Origin of the sequence: Haematospirillum sp. 15-248, from assembly GCF_012102665.1 — a bacterium.
Lineage (GTDB): Bacteria > Pseudomonadota > Alphaproteobacteria > Rhodospirillales > Rhodospirillaceae > Haematospirillum.
Window position 1 is genome coordinate 110,581 of the sequence record NZ_JAAVTF010000001.1, and the last position, 15,916, is coordinate 126,496.

Consider the following 15,916-nt stretch of genomic DNA (forward strand, 5'->3'; position numbering starts at 1 on the left):
AGAAAGAACATGGTTGCATTTCTGGATGTGGAGCGGTCATTGGCTGGCCGTCGGTGGTGTCTACGTGCCGGTGATGAGCGCCATGCTGAAACCATCAGCCAGCGTTTCGGGCTTCCTGGTATTGTTGGTCGCATGCTGGCTGCACGTGGTGTTGATGTGGATGCAGCGCCCTTGTTTCTCAATCCAACCTTGAAGGCTCTTTTGCCCGATCCTCTCCATCTGAAGGGCATGGCACAGGCTGTAGAGCGTTTGTGTTCTGCTATCAGGCAAGGGGAAACGGTTGCAGTATTTGGTGATTATGACGTGGACGGGGCTACCTCGTCCGCCTTGTTGCTGCGTTTCTTGCGGACGCTTGGCCTGAAGCCCGTTCTTTATATTCCCGATCGTATTGCCGAGGGATATGGACCCAACACTCCTGCCATGCTTGCACTCAAGGAGCGCGGTGTAGATCTGGTGATAACGGTTGATTGCGGAACAACAGCGTTTGAGCCGCTTCAGGCTGCAGCGACAGCGGGTCTTGATGTTATTGTGGTCGACCATCACGAGGCAGAGCCGACCTTGCCTGAGGCGGTGGCGGTGATTAACCCCAAGCGTCTGGATGATCCCAGCGAGCACAAGCATCTTGCTGCTGTTGGTGTGGTTTTTCTGTTGATTGTTGCCGTCAACCGTGCGCTGCGTCAGCAGGGTTGGTACAGCGATTCATCCTGGCCCGAGCCAGACCTGATGACATGGCTCGATATCGTTGCCCTTGGTACGGTTTGTGACGTTGTTCCCCTTGTCGGGGTCAACCGGGCCTTGGTCGCACGTGGGCTGGAGGTGATGGCGCGTCGCGGTAATGCCGGGCTGGCAGCTTTGGCTGATGTGGCCAAGATCACCGAAACTCCGACAGCTTTTCATCTGGGGTATCTTTTGGGGCCACGTGTCAATGCCGGTGGGCGTGTAGGACAAGCAGATCTGGGGGCCAAGCTCTTGGCGTGTGACGATCCGGTCGAGGCTGGTGTTCTGGCCTTGCGTCTGCACGAGTATAATGCAGAGCGTCAGGATATAGAGGCTGCTGTTTTATTTGAGGCCATCGAACAGGCAGAGAGTCGTGCAAACACGGATGATCCGCTGGTTATGGTAGCCGGAGAAAACTGGCATCCCGGCGTTATTGGTATTGTCGCGGGGCGTTTGAAGGAGCGCTATAACCTGCCTGTTTGCGTGGTTGCGCTTGATGGGGGAATGGCCAAGGGATCAGGGCGCTCTGTTGTTGGCTTGGACTTGGGACGGGCGGTTATTGCTGCCCGTGAAGCTGGCCTTTTGGAAGCCGGTGGGGGCCATGCCATGGCGGCGGGTTTTTCCCTGAAGGCCGAGCGCTTGGATCAATTCCGTCAGTTTCTGGCTGACAGGCTGTCCAGTCAGCTGAAAGAAGGGACCTTGTCGCCCGTTCTTGAGGTTGATGGTGCTGTGGATATTCGTGCGGCCACGCCTGATCTTTTACAGACCGTCGAGAAAGCCGGCCCGTTCGGAGCGGGTAATGAACCACCTAAATTTGTTGTGCCATCTGCCCGTATTGTTCGTGCAGATGTTGTCGGGCAAGGTCATGTGCGGATGACCCTGACCGGTGCATGCGGCGGGCGACTGAAGGCTATTGCTTTCCGCAGCATTGATACCGATCTTGGTGTTGCCCTGCTTAATGCTCAAGGGACAGCGTACCATCTGGCTGGGTCCCTGCGTCTGGATACGTGGCAGGGGCGGAATGAGTGCCAGCTGGTTGTCGAGGATGCGGCACCGGCCTGAGAAAGAGAAAGGGGAAGCGCGGTTACGCCTTCCCTTCCGATATGCGTTTGTGCGTTCAATCAAAGTGAACGCTCGATGATCTTTTTCTTGATATCCGCAATGGCTTTGGCCGGGTTCAAGCCTTTCGGGCACGTATTGGTACAGTTCATGATTGTGTGACAGCGATACAGCTTGAACGGATCTTCCAAGGCGTTCAGGCGTTTCCCTGTTGCCTCGTCACGGGAATCATTGATCCAGCGCGCGGCCTGCAGTAGCACGGCAGGCCCCAGATAGCGATCACCATTCCACCAGTAGCTGGGGCAGGACGTCGAGCAGCAGAAACACAGGATGCATTCCCACAGTCCATCAAGCTTCTCCCGGTCTTCTGGAGACTGGAGGCGCTCCCCGTTCGGGGGGAAGGGGGTGTCGGCCTGCATCCAAGGTTCTATGGAGGCATACTGGGCGTAGACGTGGGTCAGGTCCGGCACCAGATCCTTGACCACAGGCATGTGCGGCAACGGGTAGACTTTGACATCGCCCTTCACATCCCCGATTGGTTTCAGGCACGCCAGTGTATTTGTGCCGTCAATGTTCATGGCACACGACCCGCAAATACCTTCCCGGCAGGAACGACGAAGTGTCAGTGTCGAGTCAATCTCATTCTTGATTTTCAGTAGTGCATCCAGAACCATCGGGCCGCACGCATCAAGATCAATCTCGAAGGTGTCCAGTCTCGGGTTCTGCCCGCTGTCCGGATCATAGCGATAAATCCGGAAGGTTTTGACGTTCTTGGCACCAGCCGGGGCCTTGACGGTTTTTCCTTCGGTAACCCGGCTGTTGGCAGGAAGGTTGAATTCAACCATGGTGTTTTCCCTTTCAGCCAGCGCGCTCAGTAAACGCGCTTTTGCGGCTTGATATACTCAACCTCGTTCGACAGCGTGTAGGTATGCACTGGCCGATAGTCCAGGCGGACGGAATATTTCTCGTCAACATAAGCCAGCGTGTGCTTCATCCACGTCTGGTCATCGCGTTCCGGGTAATCTTCGTGGGCATGCGCCCCGCGTGATTCCTTACGGGCTTCGGCAGAAACCATTGTGGCATTGGCACAGGCCATAAGATTTTCAAGCTCCAGAGCCTCGATCAGGTCGGTGTTGAAAATCAGTGAGCGGTCGGTAATGCCCATATCCGGCATGGTGCCTGCAATTTTCTTCAGGTTGCCCACACCTTCCTGCAGGGATTTAGACGTGCGGTATACCGCCGCATCCATTTGCATGGCTTTTTGCATGTCAAGGCGAATATCAGACACGCGACGCGGCCCTTTGGCGTGACGAACGCGATCCAGACGGTCCAGCGCATTCTTTCCGGCATCGGCGGGTAGTGGCTTGTGTTTGGAGCCCGGCTTTATCAGCTCCGCTGCCCTGTGTGCTGCGGCGCGCCCAAAGACAACAAGGTCCAGCAAGGAGTTTGTACCAAGCCGGTTGGCTCCGTGAACGGAAACGCAGGCCGCCTCTCCGACAGCCATCAAGCCTCCGCACAGGTTATCCGGGCTTCCCGCTTTGGGGCGTACAACCTCGCCGGTGTAGATCGTCGGGATGCCACCCATATTGTAGTGTACGGTTGGAAGAACCGGGATCGGCTCACGCGTGGCGTCAACTCCGGCGAAAATTTTGGCAGTTTCTGTAATGCCTGGCAGGCGTGCATGCAGAACATCAGCACCCAGATGTTCCAGATGCAGGAAAATGTGGTCCTGCTCTTTTCCGACACCCCGTCTTTCGCGGATTTCCATGGTCATGGCGCGGGATACGACGTCGCGTGATGCCAGATCCTTCGCTGTTGGTGCATAACGCTCCATAAAACGGTCGCCACTGGAGTTTGTCAGATAGCCCCCCTCGCCACGGGCACCTTCTGTAATCAGACAGCCTGATCCATAAATGCCGGTGGGATGGAACTGGACAAACTCATGATCCTGAAGAGGCAGCCCGGCGCGGGCAACCATGCCATTGCCGTCCCCGGTACAGGTATGGGCGGATGTACAGGAGAAATAGGCGCGACCGTATCCCCCGGTTGCCAAGACCGTTTGGTGCGCCCGGAAGCGGTGGATGGCACCGGTTGCCATATCGAGTGCGACAACGCCCAGACATTCTCCACTGGATGGATCCATGATCAGGTCAAGGGCAAAATATTCAACAAAGAACTCTGCCTTGTGCTTCAGGCTTTGCTGGTACAGCGTATGCAGAATGGCGTGGCCAGTCCTGTCTGCGGCAGCACAGGCCCGTTGTACCGGGGCCTTGCCAAAGTCACGCATATGGCCACCGAAGGGACGCTGGTAGATCTTGCCTTCGGGGGTACGCGAAAAGGGGACCCCGAAGTGCTCCAGCTCGTGAACAGCCGGTATGGCCTCGCGGCACATGTATTCAATGGCATCCTGGTCGCCCAGCCAGTCTGACCCCTTGACCGTGTCGTACATATGCCATTCCCACTTGTCCTCGGCCATGTTGCCCAAGGCAGCGCCGATGCCACCTTGTGCGGCAACGGTATGGGACCGTGTAGGGAAAACCTTGGTGATGCAGGCCGTCTTCAGCCCGGCAGCCACCATGCCGAATGTGGCACGCAAACCAGCCCCGCCCGCGCCGACAACAACAACATCATACGTGTGGTCAATAAAGGTATATGCAGCCATCAGCCCCGGCCTCCCATTGCAATCATCAGCACCAAAACAACAGAAAAGATGCCGAACAGGACTGCAAGCAGTTTGGTGACAATAATTCCGGCAACCTTTGCCGCATTACAGTGGACGTAGTCTTCAATCACCACCTGGAGGCCCAGCTGGGCGTGGTGAAAAACGGCAACCAGAAGCGCAATCAGCAGCGTTGCGTTGAGCGGCGAAGACAGCCAGCCCCGCATTGCCGCATGATCGGCCCCTACGTGTGATGCCAGCGAGGCAACAAACCAGAACACGAGGGGGATCATGGCAACCGCCGTGACGCGTTGCTGCCACCAGTGGTGTGCGCCCTCGTGGGCAGATCCAAGCCCGCGGGCCCGGGAAAGTGGAGTGCGCAAGGTCATGGTATTCTCAACTCCCTGTCCGGCTCAGTGCATCATGCCTATGCCCCAGGCCAGGGCCGTCAGGGCAATAGAGGCAATGAGAACAACAATGCCGGAACCCCGTATTTCATGAATTTCGAAAAGCTTGCCGGCATCCCAGAACAGGTGCCGGATGCCGTTACATACGTGGTAAAACAGCGCAAAGCTCCACCCTGCAAGCAGAAGCTTGCCCAGCGGAGAACCAATCAGGGATGCGGCGCGGGCATAGGCATCAGGGCCTGATGCTGCAGCCCACAGCCAGTACATCAGCAGGGCGGTTCCTGCGATCAGGGCAACGCCGGTAATGCGATGGCTGATGGACATCGCCATGTGCAGCCTGAAGGCATAAATCTGGAGATGCGGGGATACTGGTCTGGTATCAGCTTTCATGGCCCAAGCCTCTTGCGGGGTTTCCCTGCCGGAGCGCAATACCCTGGATGCGCATGGTGCGGAAAATTTCTGGTTTACGGTGCGTCGGTGATGTAGCTCTTCGTCTCGTTTCTTGTCAATGATTGGAACAGTTTCCAAAGGGTTGTCCGGTATCGTGCCCCAGACACGGGGCTTCTGCAATCCAAAGCCCTGGTATCATCTGCCTTGCTGCGGTGTGAAAGCCCATTTCCATGACCTGAATGGCAGAAAGGCTGGAGAATTGGTGCCTTGGGCAGGGGGAGGCAAAGGGCTGTACAGACAACTTTGCTGTTGGCTCAAGGGTTGACATATACGCCCCAATGGACAGATTCGCCCCTTTGCTGTGTTGACCATTACCGGAGAGATCATGACCGTCAGCATCGATATGGGCCGGACGCAGACGGGAACCCCTGCTTTTCTTGATCTGGAAGAGCTGCTTGCAACACGTTTGCTGGTACAGGGAAACTCGGGATCGGGGAAGTCACACCTGTTGCGCCGTTTGGTGGAGCAGGCGGCCAGTCATGTCCAGCAGGTTATTATTGACCCTGAGGGTGATTTTGTAACCCTGTCCGAACGTTTTGGGCATGTTGTGGTGGATGCGGCCGAGCATTCCGAGAATGGTCTGCAGAAAGTGGCCGGGCGGGTCCGCGAACATCGCGTTTCTGTTGTCCTGACCTTGGAGCACCAGGAAACAGAACGGCAGCTGCGGTCGGCTGCAGCCTTCCTTGGGGGGCTGTTTGATTCAGATAGAACGTTCTGGTATCCAGCTTTGGTTGTTGTTGATGAAGCGCAGCTGTTTGCGCCATCTGCAGCGGGAGAAATATCGGATGAGGCCCGCAAGGTGTCTTTGGGGGCGATGACCAATTTGATGTGTAGGGGTCGGAAACGTGGCCTGGCCGGGATTATTGCAACCCAGCGCCTTGCCAAACTGGCCAAGAATGTTGCCGCCGAGGCTTCCAATTTTCTGATGGGGCGGACCTTCCTGGATATCGATATGGCGCGTGCCGCAGATTTGCTGGGGATGGAGCGGCGCCAGGCCGAGATGTTCCGTGATTTGCAGAGAGGGCAGTTTATTGCGCTTGGGCCGGCGCTTTCCCGTCGTCCCTTGCCCATTCGCATTGGTGCGGTCGAGACTTCGGGCCGCTCTTCCAGCCCGCGTCTTTTGTCTCCACCTCCTTCGCTGGGGGAGCAGGCCCGCGATTTGCTGATGGCTTCCGAAGGGCATGATACTCGGCATATGTCTTGTGCGCGTATTACCCCTGTGACGACGGAGCCTCCCCCTCCGATATCAGATATGCCGTTGGCGCGTGCCCAAGATGAGGGGCAAGAAATTCGGTCGTCTGTTTTTGCTGAAGCTGGAGAAGCTGACTCCCTTCTGGCCCCTTGCCCTGTTGCTGCACCTGCTCCGGTCCAGGCCGTCAAGCCTATCGCTGAAATTGGACAGAGCGCTTTTTACGACATGGTGCTCCGCGATCTGTTGTCTGATGACGATGCGCCCTATCGTTCAGTCGCCGTCCTGTATCAGGATTTCCTGGTCTGCTGTCGTAGTCATGGTGCCAGCGGTCGGGGCCTTGATCTTCCTGGCTTCCGGCGCCGTCTGGCTGTTGTGCGGGCCGGGTTGACCGAGCGTTGCATGCCGGAAGAGGATTGGAATCGTGTGATGGCGGCTGCAGATCTGATTCCCGAAGATTTACGGGCGTTGTTCCTGATGTTGGCCAAGGCCGCCTTTGAGAAGGGCCCTTGTCCATCCGATGCGGATATTGCCAAGGCCAGAGGCAGCCGGTCATCACGCCGTGCCCGTGGCTTGTTAAGTCATCTGGAGGAACAAGGCGTGATTGTCATTCGTGACGATGTGTACGGGAACCGGGCGATTGCACTGCCGGGTCTTGGTTGGGAAACTGCACCGGGGCATCCGGATGCTGTAGACGCTTAGGCAGCACCTGCCATCGTGTGAGATGACAGGTGCTACATTAGGCCTACTTCTTACGTGTTCCTGACTTTGCCGTTTTACTTTTGGCGGTAACTGTTTTTTTCTTTGTCTCTTTTTTTGCCTTTGCAGCTTTCTTGGTTTTGTCACTTGACCCACCTTCTTTCAGGCCAAGCGCTTTGGCAACGCCAGCCCCGTAGTCTGGATGCACTTTCTTGAAGAGGGCAATCTGGCGCTTTTGTATATCCTTTGGCACTCCATCCATATCTGCCGCAATGTTTTTGAAGAGCCTTTCTCTTTGCCCTTTGTCGAACAGCTCGAACAAGGCGCATGGCTGGCTGTAGTAATCTGTATCCTCACGATGGTTCCAATGATCCGCATCGCCTTCAATTTTCAGCGGCGGTTCGGCATGTTCCGGATGTTCATTCCAGCATCCGAAGCTATTCGGTTCATAGGTCACGCGCCCGGAGTTGATGTTGTCAACGCGCATGGGTCCATCCCGGTGGTAGATCCCATGTGCCGGGCAACGTGATGCATTGACCGGAATTTGATGGTGGTTGACACCCAGCCGATAGCGTTGTGTGTCCCCATAAGAGAAGAGCCGGCCCTGTAGCATCTTGTCCGGCGAGAACCCAATACCGGGCACAACATCAGCCGGGTTGAAGGCTGCTTGCTCCACTTCTGAAAAGTAATTTTCAGGATTGCGGTTCAGTTCCAGCTCGCCGACCTCGATCAGGGGATAATCTTTGTGAGGCCAGACTTTTGTCAGGTCAAAAGGATTGAATCGATATTTGGCCGCGTCTTTTTCCGGCATGATTTGTACACAGAAACGCCAGCGCGGGAATTTGCGGTTTGAAATGGCATCGTACAGGTCGCGTTGAGAGCTTTCGCGGTCCTGCCCGATCAGGGTGGCTGCTTCTGCGGGGTCCAGGTTCTGGATTCCTTGCCGTGATTTCAGATGGAATTTGACCCAGAAGCGTTGCTTTTTGGCATTGATGAAGCTGAACGTATGGCTGCCAAAGCCATGCATATGGCGATATGAACGGGGGATGCCTCGATCACTGAAATCTATGGTCAACTGGTGCAGGCTTTCCGGCAGATGGGAGAAAAAGTCCCACTTCCATGTGGCATTGCGCAGGTTGGTGTGTGGATCGCGCTTCACCACGTGATTGAGGTCGATAAACTTGAGCGGGTCGCGCAGGTAAAAAACAGGTGTGTTGTTGCCAACCAGATCCCAGTTTCCATCGTCAGTATAGAACTTGATGGCAAATCCACGGATATCACGTTCGGCATCGGCGGCACCGCGTTCTCCGGCAACGGTTGAGAAGCGTATGAACAAGTCGGTTTTCTTGCCAACTTTGGAAAAGATCTTTGCTTTGGTGTATTTGGTGATGTCCTTGGTAACGGTAAAGGTGCCATAGGCACCTGATCCCTTGGCATGCATTCTGCGCTCGGGGATAACTTCACGGTCGAAATGCGCCATCTTTTCCAGGAACCATACATCCTGCAACAGGAGTGGCCCCCGGGGTCCTGCTGTCATACTGTTCTGGTTGTTGGTAACTGGTGCGCCCGCTTTTGTGCGTAAGCGGCGATGTGACGTCGGTGTACTGGCCATGGATTCTTCCCCCGAAATCTAGAATGTGTTCTAGAGCGGTAGTGAGAATGAGCGAGGCCATGACCGATGCAAAGAGGCGACAACAGGCGAGAAAATTCATGGAACGTACAGCCATGACTTCTTTTTATGATACCGATAGTTATGAGATGTTACGTCATGCCGTCGTCAGGGCAAATTTTCTGTTCGGAGATATACCGGTTCGTTCTGATGCTGTGACCGCAACACAGTGCGGTACTTAAAAGATGTTCGTGATGTTTTGCGCGACGCAGTTTTGTTCTTCAGGAGTGTTCTTTGGGCATGTTTCCTCCTGCTCGTAGTGTCGTATCCGTACAGTCGCATGTAGCCTATGGCCATGTCGGCAATGCTGCGGCTGTCTTTCCCTTGCAGCGGATGGGATTTGAAGTGTGGCCGGTTCATACGTGTCAGCTGTCCAGCCGGCTTGGTTATCCCGATGTTCGTGGTGATATTTTTCGTCCGGCGCATGTCCGCGATGTTTTGTCTGGTTTGGACAGTAACGGCATTCTTGGGCAATGTTCTGCCATGGTATCGGGTTTTCTCGGACGTGCCGCACTGGGAAAGGTCATTGCAAAGGCCGTTTGTCGCATGCGTGATTGCAACCAAGAAAGCTTGTATGTCTGTGATCCTGTTATGGGAGATGACAATGCTTTCGGAACCGGGGTCTTGTATGCACCTGCGGATATCCCGGCCTTCTTTGCCGATTGTTTGGTACCAATGGCTGATGTTGTGGTTCCAAACCGTTTTGAGCTGGCTCTTCTTGCTGGCATGGATGTTCGTACAGTTGAAGATGCCTTGAAGGCAGCCAAGATTGTTATTGGACGGGGGCCCCGCCTTGTGGTCACGACCAGTCTTCCTTTGCCTGATCCTGGCGAGATTGGTTGTTTGGCTGTAACTGCTGAACAGGCTTGGTTGGTTCGTGTCGAACGTATTCCAGTCAAGGCCAGCATGCATGGAACCGGTGACATTTTCACCGCATTGCTGACCGGTGCCTTGTTACACGATGTGCCTGTTCCTCAGGCAATGTCACATGCGGCATCCTCGCTGCATGCCATTATTAAAGAGACCGTTCATCGGGAAGAGGTGGAGCCTCAACTGATCGTATGCCAAGAATATCTCCTGACACCCCCATACCTGTTTGATTCTGAAAGTCTTGTGTAGTATGCGCCTGTTTCAGGCTGACACAGCATCGGAGGTCTGAGAAGCGGCTGTTTCGCCGGCAATAGATGGATCGCGCAGTACATAGCCACGCCCCCAGACTGTTTCGATGTAATTATCTCCGTCTGATGCTACGGCAAGTTTTTTCCGTAGTTTGCAGATGAAAACATCGATAATTTTCAGCTCTGGTTCATCAATGCCATTGTAAAGATGGCTGAGAAATTGGTCCTTGGTGAGTGTCGTGCCCTTGCGGAGAGCCAGAAGCTCAAGAATACCGTATTCCTTGACCGTCAGGTGTACGGGGTTGCTGTCGATCGTGACGGTATGGGCGTCCAGGTTGACGCACAGCCGCCCTGTTCGCACAACGGATTGGGAGTGACCCTTTGAGCGTCGCACGATTGCCTGAATACGTGCGATCAGTTCTGAGCGGTCGAATGGCTTTGTCAAATAGTCATCGGCGCCGCTGCCAAGCCCACGGACTTTTCTGTCTGGTTCGTCAAGGCCGGACAGGATCAGGACTGGTGTTTCAATCCGCGCAGCCCGCAGCTGCCGGATGACGTCCATCCCGTCCATGTCCGGGAGGACCAAGTCGAGCAAGATGATGTCATAATCGTAGAGCTTGCCGATCTCTAGGCCATCTTCGCCCAAGTTGGTGGAGTCAACAACCCACTGCTCTTTGCGAAGCATGAGTTCGATACTCTGCCGGGTGGCTGTATCGTCTTCTACGACAAGAACGCGCATGGGGCACCCTCATGCTCTGCGCAGATGTCTTGATCCCTGTTCTTTGAATCCGGACATCCGATTAACCCGAGATTAACGATAGAGTGATTGATTGTTACGTGCAAGCACCAAGTGTCTGTGTGCCCGTAGTGTAACAGTACGCAGTGTCTTGTGATTCATGGCGGAAAGATCCTCGTATGCCCATACCGACAAGCAATCTGCTGACAGACATTGCTCGCTTGCCTGATTACAGACTTTTTGGTCGCGTGGTTGCTGTACAGGGGCTTCTGGTCGAAGTTGGAGGCATACAAACATCTGTCTCGGTCGGAGACCGTGTGATGCTCACAAGGCGGGATCAGCACATGGTGCCGGGAGAGATTGTCGGTTTTCGCGATGGTCGGGCACTGCTGATGCCTTTTGGGACCTTGGACGGGATAGGTTTGGGGGCTTGTGCCGAGGTGGTTGCTGCCGCTCCGGCTGTCTATCCGCATGAATCATGGCTGGGGCGTGTCATAACCGCCATGGCTGAGCCTGCAGACAGTTTGGGGCCTTTGTTGTCAGGACCTGTTGCCTATCCGGTTCGGGCCTCGCCGCCACCAGCTCATGCACGACAGAGAGTAGGGGGGAAGCTGGACCTTGGTATTCGGTGCCTGAACGCTTTCACAACGTGTTGCGTTGGCCAGCGTATGGGGATTTTTGCCGCATCAGGCGTCGGAAAATCTTCTGTCATGTCCATGATGGCCAAGTACTCATCGGCTGATGTGATTGTTTGTGGGCTTATAGGAGAGCGCGGGCGTGAGGCCCGGGAGTTCATAGAAGATGATCTGGGGCCTGAAGGTTTGGCCCGCTCTGTTGTTGTGATTGCCACGTCTGATGAGCCCCCCTTGATCCGGCGTCAGGCTGCTTATTTGACCATGGCGGTGGCAGAGTATTTCCGGGACAAGGGTGCCGAGGTCCTCTGTTTGATGGACAGTGTGACCCGTTTTGCCATGGCCCAGCGCGAGATCAGCCTTTCTGCGGGAGAGCCACCGGCCAGCAAGGGGTATACACCAACCGTTTTTGCCGAGTTGCCCAAGTTGCTGGAGCGTGCTGGCCCGGGAGGTCCCGGGCAGGGTAACATAACCGGCCTATTCACGGTTCTGGTCGAGGGGGATGATCACAACGAGCCCGTATCCGATGCTGTGCGCGGTATTCTGGATGGACATGTTGTGCTGGAGCGGTCCATCAGCGAGAGGGGTCGCTATCCCGCCATGAACATCCTGCGATCTGTTTCCCGGACCATGCCCGGCTGCAATACGGAATGGCAAAACCAGTTGATTTCACGTTGCCGCCGGATTGTGTCTGTTTATGAGGATATGAGTGAACTGATCCGTCTTGGTGCCTACAAAGATGGATCCAATGCGGAAGTGGACGAGGCGATAGCCCTGTATCCCCGTATAGAAGCCGTGCTGGGTCAGGGCAAGACTGAGTCCGCAACGCTGGATCAAACGTATGCCGCTCTGGCTGAGGCCGTTGGGTTCGAGATGGCAGCTGATAGCAGATAAAAGGGGAGTCTGTCGTGTCACGTACCCTGAAGGGTCTTGTACGCCTACGTAAGTGGGATGTTGATGAGAAACGTCGCTTTCTGGCGCGTCTGATCGCTTCGGAGGAGCAGCTTATCGCTTTGCTTCTTGCTCTGGAAGAGCAGGGGATCAAGGAGCGTCATGCAGCCGCGGCTGATCCCTTGGGTGCCGGCCTGACCTATGGCGGCTATGTGCGCTGGGCCAAGGAGCGCCGCGAGACACTTGAAAAAACTCTGAAAGACCTTCGTCGGCAGATCAGTGCTGCCCGTGATACGCTGGCCGAGGCATTCAAGGAACTGAAGACCAGTGAAATTGCCGAGGACAACCGTATCGGGCGTGAGACATCCATGCGTGAACGCCAAGAACGTGCCCTGCAAGATGACATCGGTCTTGAGATTTATCGCCGTCGTGGGGGGCGGACCAGTTTATTGACCCGTAAGTAACTCTGTGGTCGGGATTGCCAGTGTGGGACCGTGAGCATCCGGATCATTCAGCATAATAACGTGACGGCTCTTCAGGTTCAGGGCCTCCAGATCCTTGCGGAACAATGCGTCAAACCGGGTCTTCAGGGCTCCATTGGCCAATATGCGGTCCATCCCCGCTTCGAGGCGTTCTTTCAGCCTGTCCTCACCGACTGATACGTAAAGCCACATGGCAATCGGGGTTCGGACCAGTAGTGTTTGTTCGATCGCCAGGTCCGGGTATGTCTGCTTGTAGTGATCAAGTTCACGCATGACTTCGTAGACGCTACGGGACAAATAATCTACCCGACCTATAGACAGGAGATTGTACAGGCCATCCAGATCAGGCCACAGAGTCACGGGCAAATCATTACCTATGAAGATTTTGCTTATATGCCAGTTCCGGCCAGAGGCAACGGCGAAGGCAGCAAGATCATTCAGAGTTTTGACGCCGGAAAACTTGTTCTGCTCACCGGCCCGTATAATGGCAACCCGGTATCCCAGAAGACCCCGGTCCGCAACGTGACTGACCCGCATGAAGCGTTTGTCACTGATCGTACAGCTGGGGAGAAGGGCAACATTGATCAAGCCCCCCTTCTCAAGCTCTGTTTCCAGTCGTGTTCTATCCGAGACCCTGGATTCCAGAACCAATTTCCATGGACCAAAGTCCTGCTCTGTTGCCTGTAGGGCCATCCTCAGCACTTCTACAGACCAGGCAAAGCGGGGATCATCCGGATTTTCCGGGGCAGGCGTCCGCACTTCCATAGGCTCTTGCGCCAGGCAGAGGCCAGATACGGGAAGCAGGGCAACCATCAGCGCAACCATTGCCAACCTCAACATCCGCCATGCCTGACAGGGACTGATGGTCTGGAACATATGCGCTCACCCCTTGTCATGCGATAGAGTGTTGACCGGGTACTCTGGTATTCAGGAAGACCTCAGTAAGTATGGCAAATATACTTACGCAAAACCAGTATACTTGACCAAAATGTGTCACCGGGATCTTTGATCTTATCTCAGGTAGAATTGTATCGGAGAGACAAGCTCAAGAACAGAGCTTTCTGTTCCGGACGGAGGGGGAGGAAGAGGGCTTGCGCGCCTTACCAGATCCAGACCTTCCTGATCCAGAAGCGGGAAGCCCGATGATTCTTCCAGGCCCACGGACAAAACATCCCCCGTTCTGGCAATCCTGAACCGGATAACAACAGTACCTTCCTGATAGCGTGCTTTTGCAAGGCGGGGGTAATGTTTGTGGCGTTCAAGATGTGACAGGATCTGGCCATGCCAGAGCGACATTTTGGCCGCAGCAGAGCTGTCGGATTGTGTTGTGACGCTGGTGTTGGAAGAAGGTGCTTGTTGGCCTGGGGTATCCTGCGACTGGTCCCGTTGTACCGGGTTCTCTTCCGTAGTACGTAATGCAGCAGGCTTGGAATTGGTTTTGCGGCGGCGCGTTTCTGTCCTGGGGGCCGGCTTGGGGAGCGTTACGTCTGCTTCCTGAACGGGTTGCAGTTTTTGCTCTTGCTGGTGTGGTTCTTCTACCGCATGAGATGGTGGTGCAGAGGCTGACGGCGCAGGCAGCATGTCAACAAGCAAAGCTTGCCCTGTGACAAAGCCTGCTGTCGGCTCCGGTGTGATCCAGGTTTCCAGCGCGGCAGCCACAAGAAGGCAGTGAGCCAGAAGCACAGTACCAAAACAGCTCGCCCAGCGATTGAAGGATTCTGGCTCCCATGGCAAGGATGCTGTGTGCTTCCTCACGGATTTTGTCCTTCCTCCACTCCGGTCAGGGCAATTTTCAGATATCCATTGTCCCGCAGTACATTCATGACGGCCATGACTGTTCCGTAATTCACCGCCTTGTCTGCCATAAGAAAAATGCGCTGTTCACGGTTCTGACCGGTTTGGGCATCCAGTGCTGCGGGGAGCATGGCGGTGGACAGTGTCTCGTGCCCCAGAAGAAGGTTCCCGTCGCGGGTCACTGTCAGAAAGACGGGATTGTCTGGTCTGGGTGTTGGTATCGCGGTTGAGGAGGGCAGATCAACGGGTGTGTCAACGGTCGACAGGGGGGCGGCTACCATGAAGACGACCAAAAGCACCAGAACAACATCGATAAAGGGTGTCACGTTGATAGCGTGATTTTCCATCAGTTCATCGCGACTATTATGAACAGGGCCGGCCATGCCTTTTTACTCCGCAGCAGAGCGCGGGATTGCCACCCGGACGGGGGAGGATTGGTGGTTGCGTGGCTGATGAACATCGGGGGAGCTGTCCGAGCGCAGATCCAGCTCACGACTGACCAAACGCAGCATAGTTGCCGACATATTGCCAACAAGACCACGGTACGCCCCTATCGAACGAACCAGCAGATTATACAGGATAACCGCCGGGATTGCCGCTACCAGCCCCATTGCCGTTGCCAGTAAAGCCTCGGCGATACCTGGTGCCACGATCGCCAAGTTTGTTGTTTGTGCTTTTGAAATACCAATAAAGCTGTCCATGATCCCCCAGACAGTGCCGAACAGACCAATGAACGGGCTGTTCGAGCCTATGCTGGCCAGGACACCCAGGCCTGAGGCCATACGTCGCCCGGCATCGGCCTCAATCTGTTCAAGCCGTGAAGATGTCCTGTCTCTGATGCCGTCCTTACCGCTTTCTCCGGACAGGGTGATTTCAATAATGGCAGCTTCGATCATTGTGTGGCACAAGCCGGTATAGTCGCGGAGTGCGGTGCGTGCTTCTTCCGTTGTGCGGCATGCATCCAGTACATGGATGGCACGGGATAGGTCGCGCTTTGCCTTGCGTAATTCAAGGCTCTTTGCCCCCCAAATGGTCCATGTCATAACCGAGGCGAGAGCCAAGCATCCCATAACAGCTTTGACCACGCTGTCGGCAGCCATGAACATGCCGCCCAGCGAAAGATCATGAGGCAGTGCTGAAATGGCGGCTTCAACGGCTCCGGTGGCTTCAGCAGCAGCGGTTGTTGCTTCTGTGGCATCGGTCGCGGACGCTTGGGACAGAAGGGAAAACACACAGAAAAGCGCCACGGCCGACGGGATAGTCAGAAGGCGTATGGTGTCTGTCGAGAATACTTTTGCATTTATTTTATACATTTCAAAAAACCCTGTCCGCCCTGGCGGGGCATTCTGGAACAGCGCTGCCTTGATTCCCGCGCTGTCCGATTGTCCGGAGAGACAGGCACTTTATGGAAAGT

Annotated in this window: 16 protein-coding genes; 6 read left to right on the forward strand and 10 right to left on the reverse strand. The window is 55.3% G+C overall.

Going from position 1 to position 15,916, the window contains the following annotated elements:
* Window positions 1-9: 9 nt before the first annotated feature.
* Window positions 10-1,779, forward strand: coding sequence for a single-stranded-DNA-specific exonuclease RecJ (gene recJ, locus HEQ72_RS00505; RefSeq protein WP_168022297.1), 1,770 nt, complete (start codon window positions 10-12; stop codon window positions 1,777-1,779).
* A gap of 59 nt (window positions 1,780-1,838) precedes the next feature.
* Here recJ and HEQ72_RS00510 read toward each other — a convergent pair whose 3' ends face one another.
* The 4 genes from HEQ72_RS00510 to sdhC are packed head-to-tail and all read right to left on the reverse strand — an operon-like array spanning window position 1,839 to window position 5,232.
* Window positions 1,839-2,621, reverse strand: coding sequence for a succinate dehydrogenase iron-sulfur subunit (locus HEQ72_RS00510; RefSeq protein ID WP_168022298.1), 783 nt, complete (start codon window positions 2,619-2,621; stop codon window positions 1,839-1,841).
* 26 nt (window positions 2,622-2,647) lie between these two features.
* Window positions 2,648-4,438 (reverse strand): succinate dehydrogenase flavoprotein subunit, encoded by a 1,791-nt coding sequence (sdhA, locus tag HEQ72_RS00515; protein WP_168022299.1) that lies wholly within the window; start codon window positions 4,436-4,438, stop codon window positions 2,648-2,650.
* Window positions 4,438-4,824, reverse strand: coding sequence for a succinate dehydrogenase, hydrophobic membrane anchor protein (gene sdhD, locus HEQ72_RS00520; RefSeq protein ID WP_168019170.1), 387 nt, complete (start codon window positions 4,822-4,824; stop codon window positions 4,438-4,440). Before sdhD ends, sdhA begins: the two co-directional genes overlap by 1 nt.
* A gap of 24 nt (window positions 4,825-4,848) precedes the next feature.
* Entirely contained in the window at window positions 4,849-5,232 is a 384-nt protein-coding gene (sdhC, locus tag HEQ72_RS00525) for a succinate dehydrogenase, cytochrome b556 subunit (protein WP_168019168.1), read from the reverse strand.
* 385 nt (window positions 5,233-5,617) lie between these two features.
* Here sdhC and HEQ72_RS00530 point away from each other — a divergent pair, with 385 nt between their 5' ends.
* Window positions 5,618-7,183: an ATP-binding protein gene (locus HEQ72_RS00530; protein ID WP_168019166.1), complete on the forward strand. Its 1,566-nt coding sequence runs from the start codon at window positions 5,618-5,620 to the stop codon at window positions 7,181-7,183.
* A 43-nt stretch (window positions 7,184-7,226) separates the two neighbouring features.
* On the opposite strand, the gene HEQ72_RS00535 is transcribed toward HEQ72_RS00530, so the two are convergent.
* Window positions 7,227-8,792 (reverse strand): catalase, encoded by a 1,566-nt coding sequence (locus HEQ72_RS00535; RefSeq protein WP_168022300.1) that lies wholly within the window; start codon window positions 8,790-8,792, stop codon window positions 7,227-7,229.
* A 113-nt stretch (window positions 8,793-8,905) separates the two neighbouring features.
* On the opposite strand from HEQ72_RS00535, the gene HEQ72_RS11550 reads away from it, so the two are divergent.
* Together HEQ72_RS11550 and pdxY are read left to right on the forward strand one after the other, a co-directional pair.
* On the forward strand, window positions 8,906-9,031 hold the full coding sequence (locus tag HEQ72_RS11550; protein ID WP_272487503.1) for a hypothetical protein: 126 nt from the start codon (window positions 8,906-8,908) through the stop codon (window positions 9,029-9,031).
* A gap of 58 nt (window positions 9,032-9,089) precedes the next feature.
* A complete protein-coding gene (pdxY, locus tag HEQ72_RS00540) occupies window positions 9,090-9,968 on the forward strand; it encodes a pyridoxal kinase (protein ID WP_168022301.1) in 879 nt (292 codons plus the stop codon).
* 12 nt (window positions 9,969-9,980) lie between these two features.
* Here pdxY and ctrA read toward each other — a convergent pair whose 3' ends face one another.
* On the reverse strand, window positions 9,981-10,706 hold the full coding sequence (gene ctrA, locus HEQ72_RS00545; RefSeq protein WP_168022302.1) for a response regulator transcription factor CtrA: 726 nt from the start codon (window positions 10,704-10,706) through the stop codon (window positions 9,981-9,983).
* Between the two features lie 176 nt (window positions 10,707-10,882).
* On the opposite strand from ctrA, the gene fliI reads away from it, so the two are divergent.
* The gene (gene fliI, locus HEQ72_RS00550; protein WP_168019156.1) at window positions 10,883-12,229 is read left to right on the forward strand and encodes a flagellar protein export ATPase FliI; all 1,347 of its coding nucleotides are present in this window, start codon (window positions 10,883-10,885) and stop codon (window positions 12,227-12,229) included.
* Window positions 12,230-12,243: 14 nt separating this feature from the next.
* Window positions 12,244-12,690 (forward strand): hypothetical protein, encoded by a 447-nt coding sequence (locus HEQ72_RS00555; RefSeq protein ID WP_167804767.1) that lies wholly within the window; start codon window positions 12,244-12,246, stop codon window positions 12,688-12,690.
* Here the strand turns inward: HEQ72_RS00555 and HEQ72_RS00560 are convergent.
* The 4 genes from HEQ72_RS00560 to exbB form a co-directional block, all read right to left on the reverse strand.
* Window positions 12,673-13,584: an amino acid ABC transporter substrate-binding protein gene (locus HEQ72_RS00560; RefSeq protein WP_168019154.1), complete on the reverse strand. Its 912-nt coding sequence runs from the start codon at window positions 13,582-13,584 to the stop codon at window positions 12,673-12,675. The genes HEQ72_RS00555 and HEQ72_RS00560 overlap by 18 nt on opposite strands.
* Before the next feature lie 135 nt (window positions 13,585-13,719).
* Complete coding sequence (locus HEQ72_RS11665) at window positions 13,720-14,463, reverse strand: energy transducer TonB (RefSeq protein WP_168022303.1); 744 nt, start codon at window positions 14,461-14,463, stop codon at window positions 13,720-13,722.
* The gene (gene exbD, locus HEQ72_RS00570) at window positions 14,460-14,885 is read right to left on the reverse strand and encodes a TonB system transport protein ExbD (protein ID WP_168019150.1); all 426 of its coding nucleotides are present in this window, start codon (window positions 14,883-14,885) and stop codon (window positions 14,460-14,462) included. The genes HEQ72_RS11665 and exbD overlap by 4 nt, the downstream gene beginning before the upstream one ends.
* Before the next feature lie 6 nt (window positions 14,886-14,891).
* The gene (exbB, locus tag HEQ72_RS00575) at window positions 14,892-15,815 is read right to left on the reverse strand and encodes a tonB-system energizer ExbB (RefSeq protein ID WP_168022304.1); all 924 of its coding nucleotides are present in this window, start codon (window positions 15,813-15,815) and stop codon (window positions 14,892-14,894) included.
* Between the last annotated feature and the right edge of the window lie 101 nt (window positions 15,816-15,916).

Excerpts from the sequence above, each read along its gene's own strand:
- exbB (WP_168022304.1), bottom strand. The coding sequence starts at position 15,815 with ATGTATAAAATAAATGCAAAAGTATTCTCGACAGACACCATACGCCTT.
- sdhC (WP_168019168.1), bottom strand. The coding sequence starts at position 5,232 with ATGAAAGCTGATACCAGACCAGTATCCCCGCATCTCCAGATTTATGCC.
- exbD (WP_168019150.1), bottom strand. The coding sequence starts at position 14,885 with ATGGCCGGCCCTGTTCATAATAGTCGCGATGAACTGATGGAAAATCAC.
- HEQ72_RS00510 (WP_168022298.1), bottom strand. The coding sequence starts at position 2,621 with ATGGTTGAATTCAACCTTCCTGCCAACAGCCGGGTTACCGAAGGAAAA.
- HEQ72_RS00530 (WP_168019166.1), top strand. The coding sequence starts at position 5,618 with ATGACCGTCAGCATCGATATGGGCCGGACGCAGACGGGAACCCCTGCT.
- sdhA (WP_168022299.1), bottom strand. The coding sequence starts at position 4,438 with ATGGCTGCATATACCTTTATTGACCACACGTATGATGTTGTTGTTGTC.
- HEQ72_RS00535 (WP_168022300.1), bottom strand. The coding sequence starts at position 8,792 with ATGGCCAGTACACCGACGTCACATCGCCGCTTACGCACAAAAGCGGGC.
- fliI (WP_168019156.1), top strand. The coding sequence starts at position 10,883 with ATGCCCATACCGACAAGCAATCTGCTGACAGACATTGCTCGCTTGCCT.
- recJ (WP_168022297.1), top strand. The coding sequence starts at position 10 with ATGGTTGCATTTCTGGATGTGGAGCGGTCATTGGCTGGCCGTCGGTGG.
- sdhD (WP_168019170.1), bottom strand. The coding sequence starts at position 4,824 with ATGACCTTGCGCACTCCACTTTCCCGGGCCCGCGGGCTTGGATCTGCC.
- HEQ72_RS11550 (WP_272487503.1), top strand. The coding sequence starts at position 8,906 with ATGACTTCTTTTTATGATACCGATAGTTATGAGATGTTACGTCATGCC.
- pdxY (WP_168022301.1), top strand. The coding sequence starts at position 9,090 with ATGTTTCCTCCTGCTCGTAGTGTCGTATCCGTACAGTCGCATGTAGCC.
- HEQ72_RS00560 (WP_168019154.1), bottom strand. The coding sequence starts at position 13,584 with ATGTTCCAGACCATCAGTCCCTGTCAGGCATGGCGGATGTTGAGGTTG.
- ctrA (WP_168022302.1), bottom strand. The coding sequence starts at position 10,706 with ATGCGCGTTCTTGTCGTAGAAGACGATACAGCCACCCGGCAGAGTATC.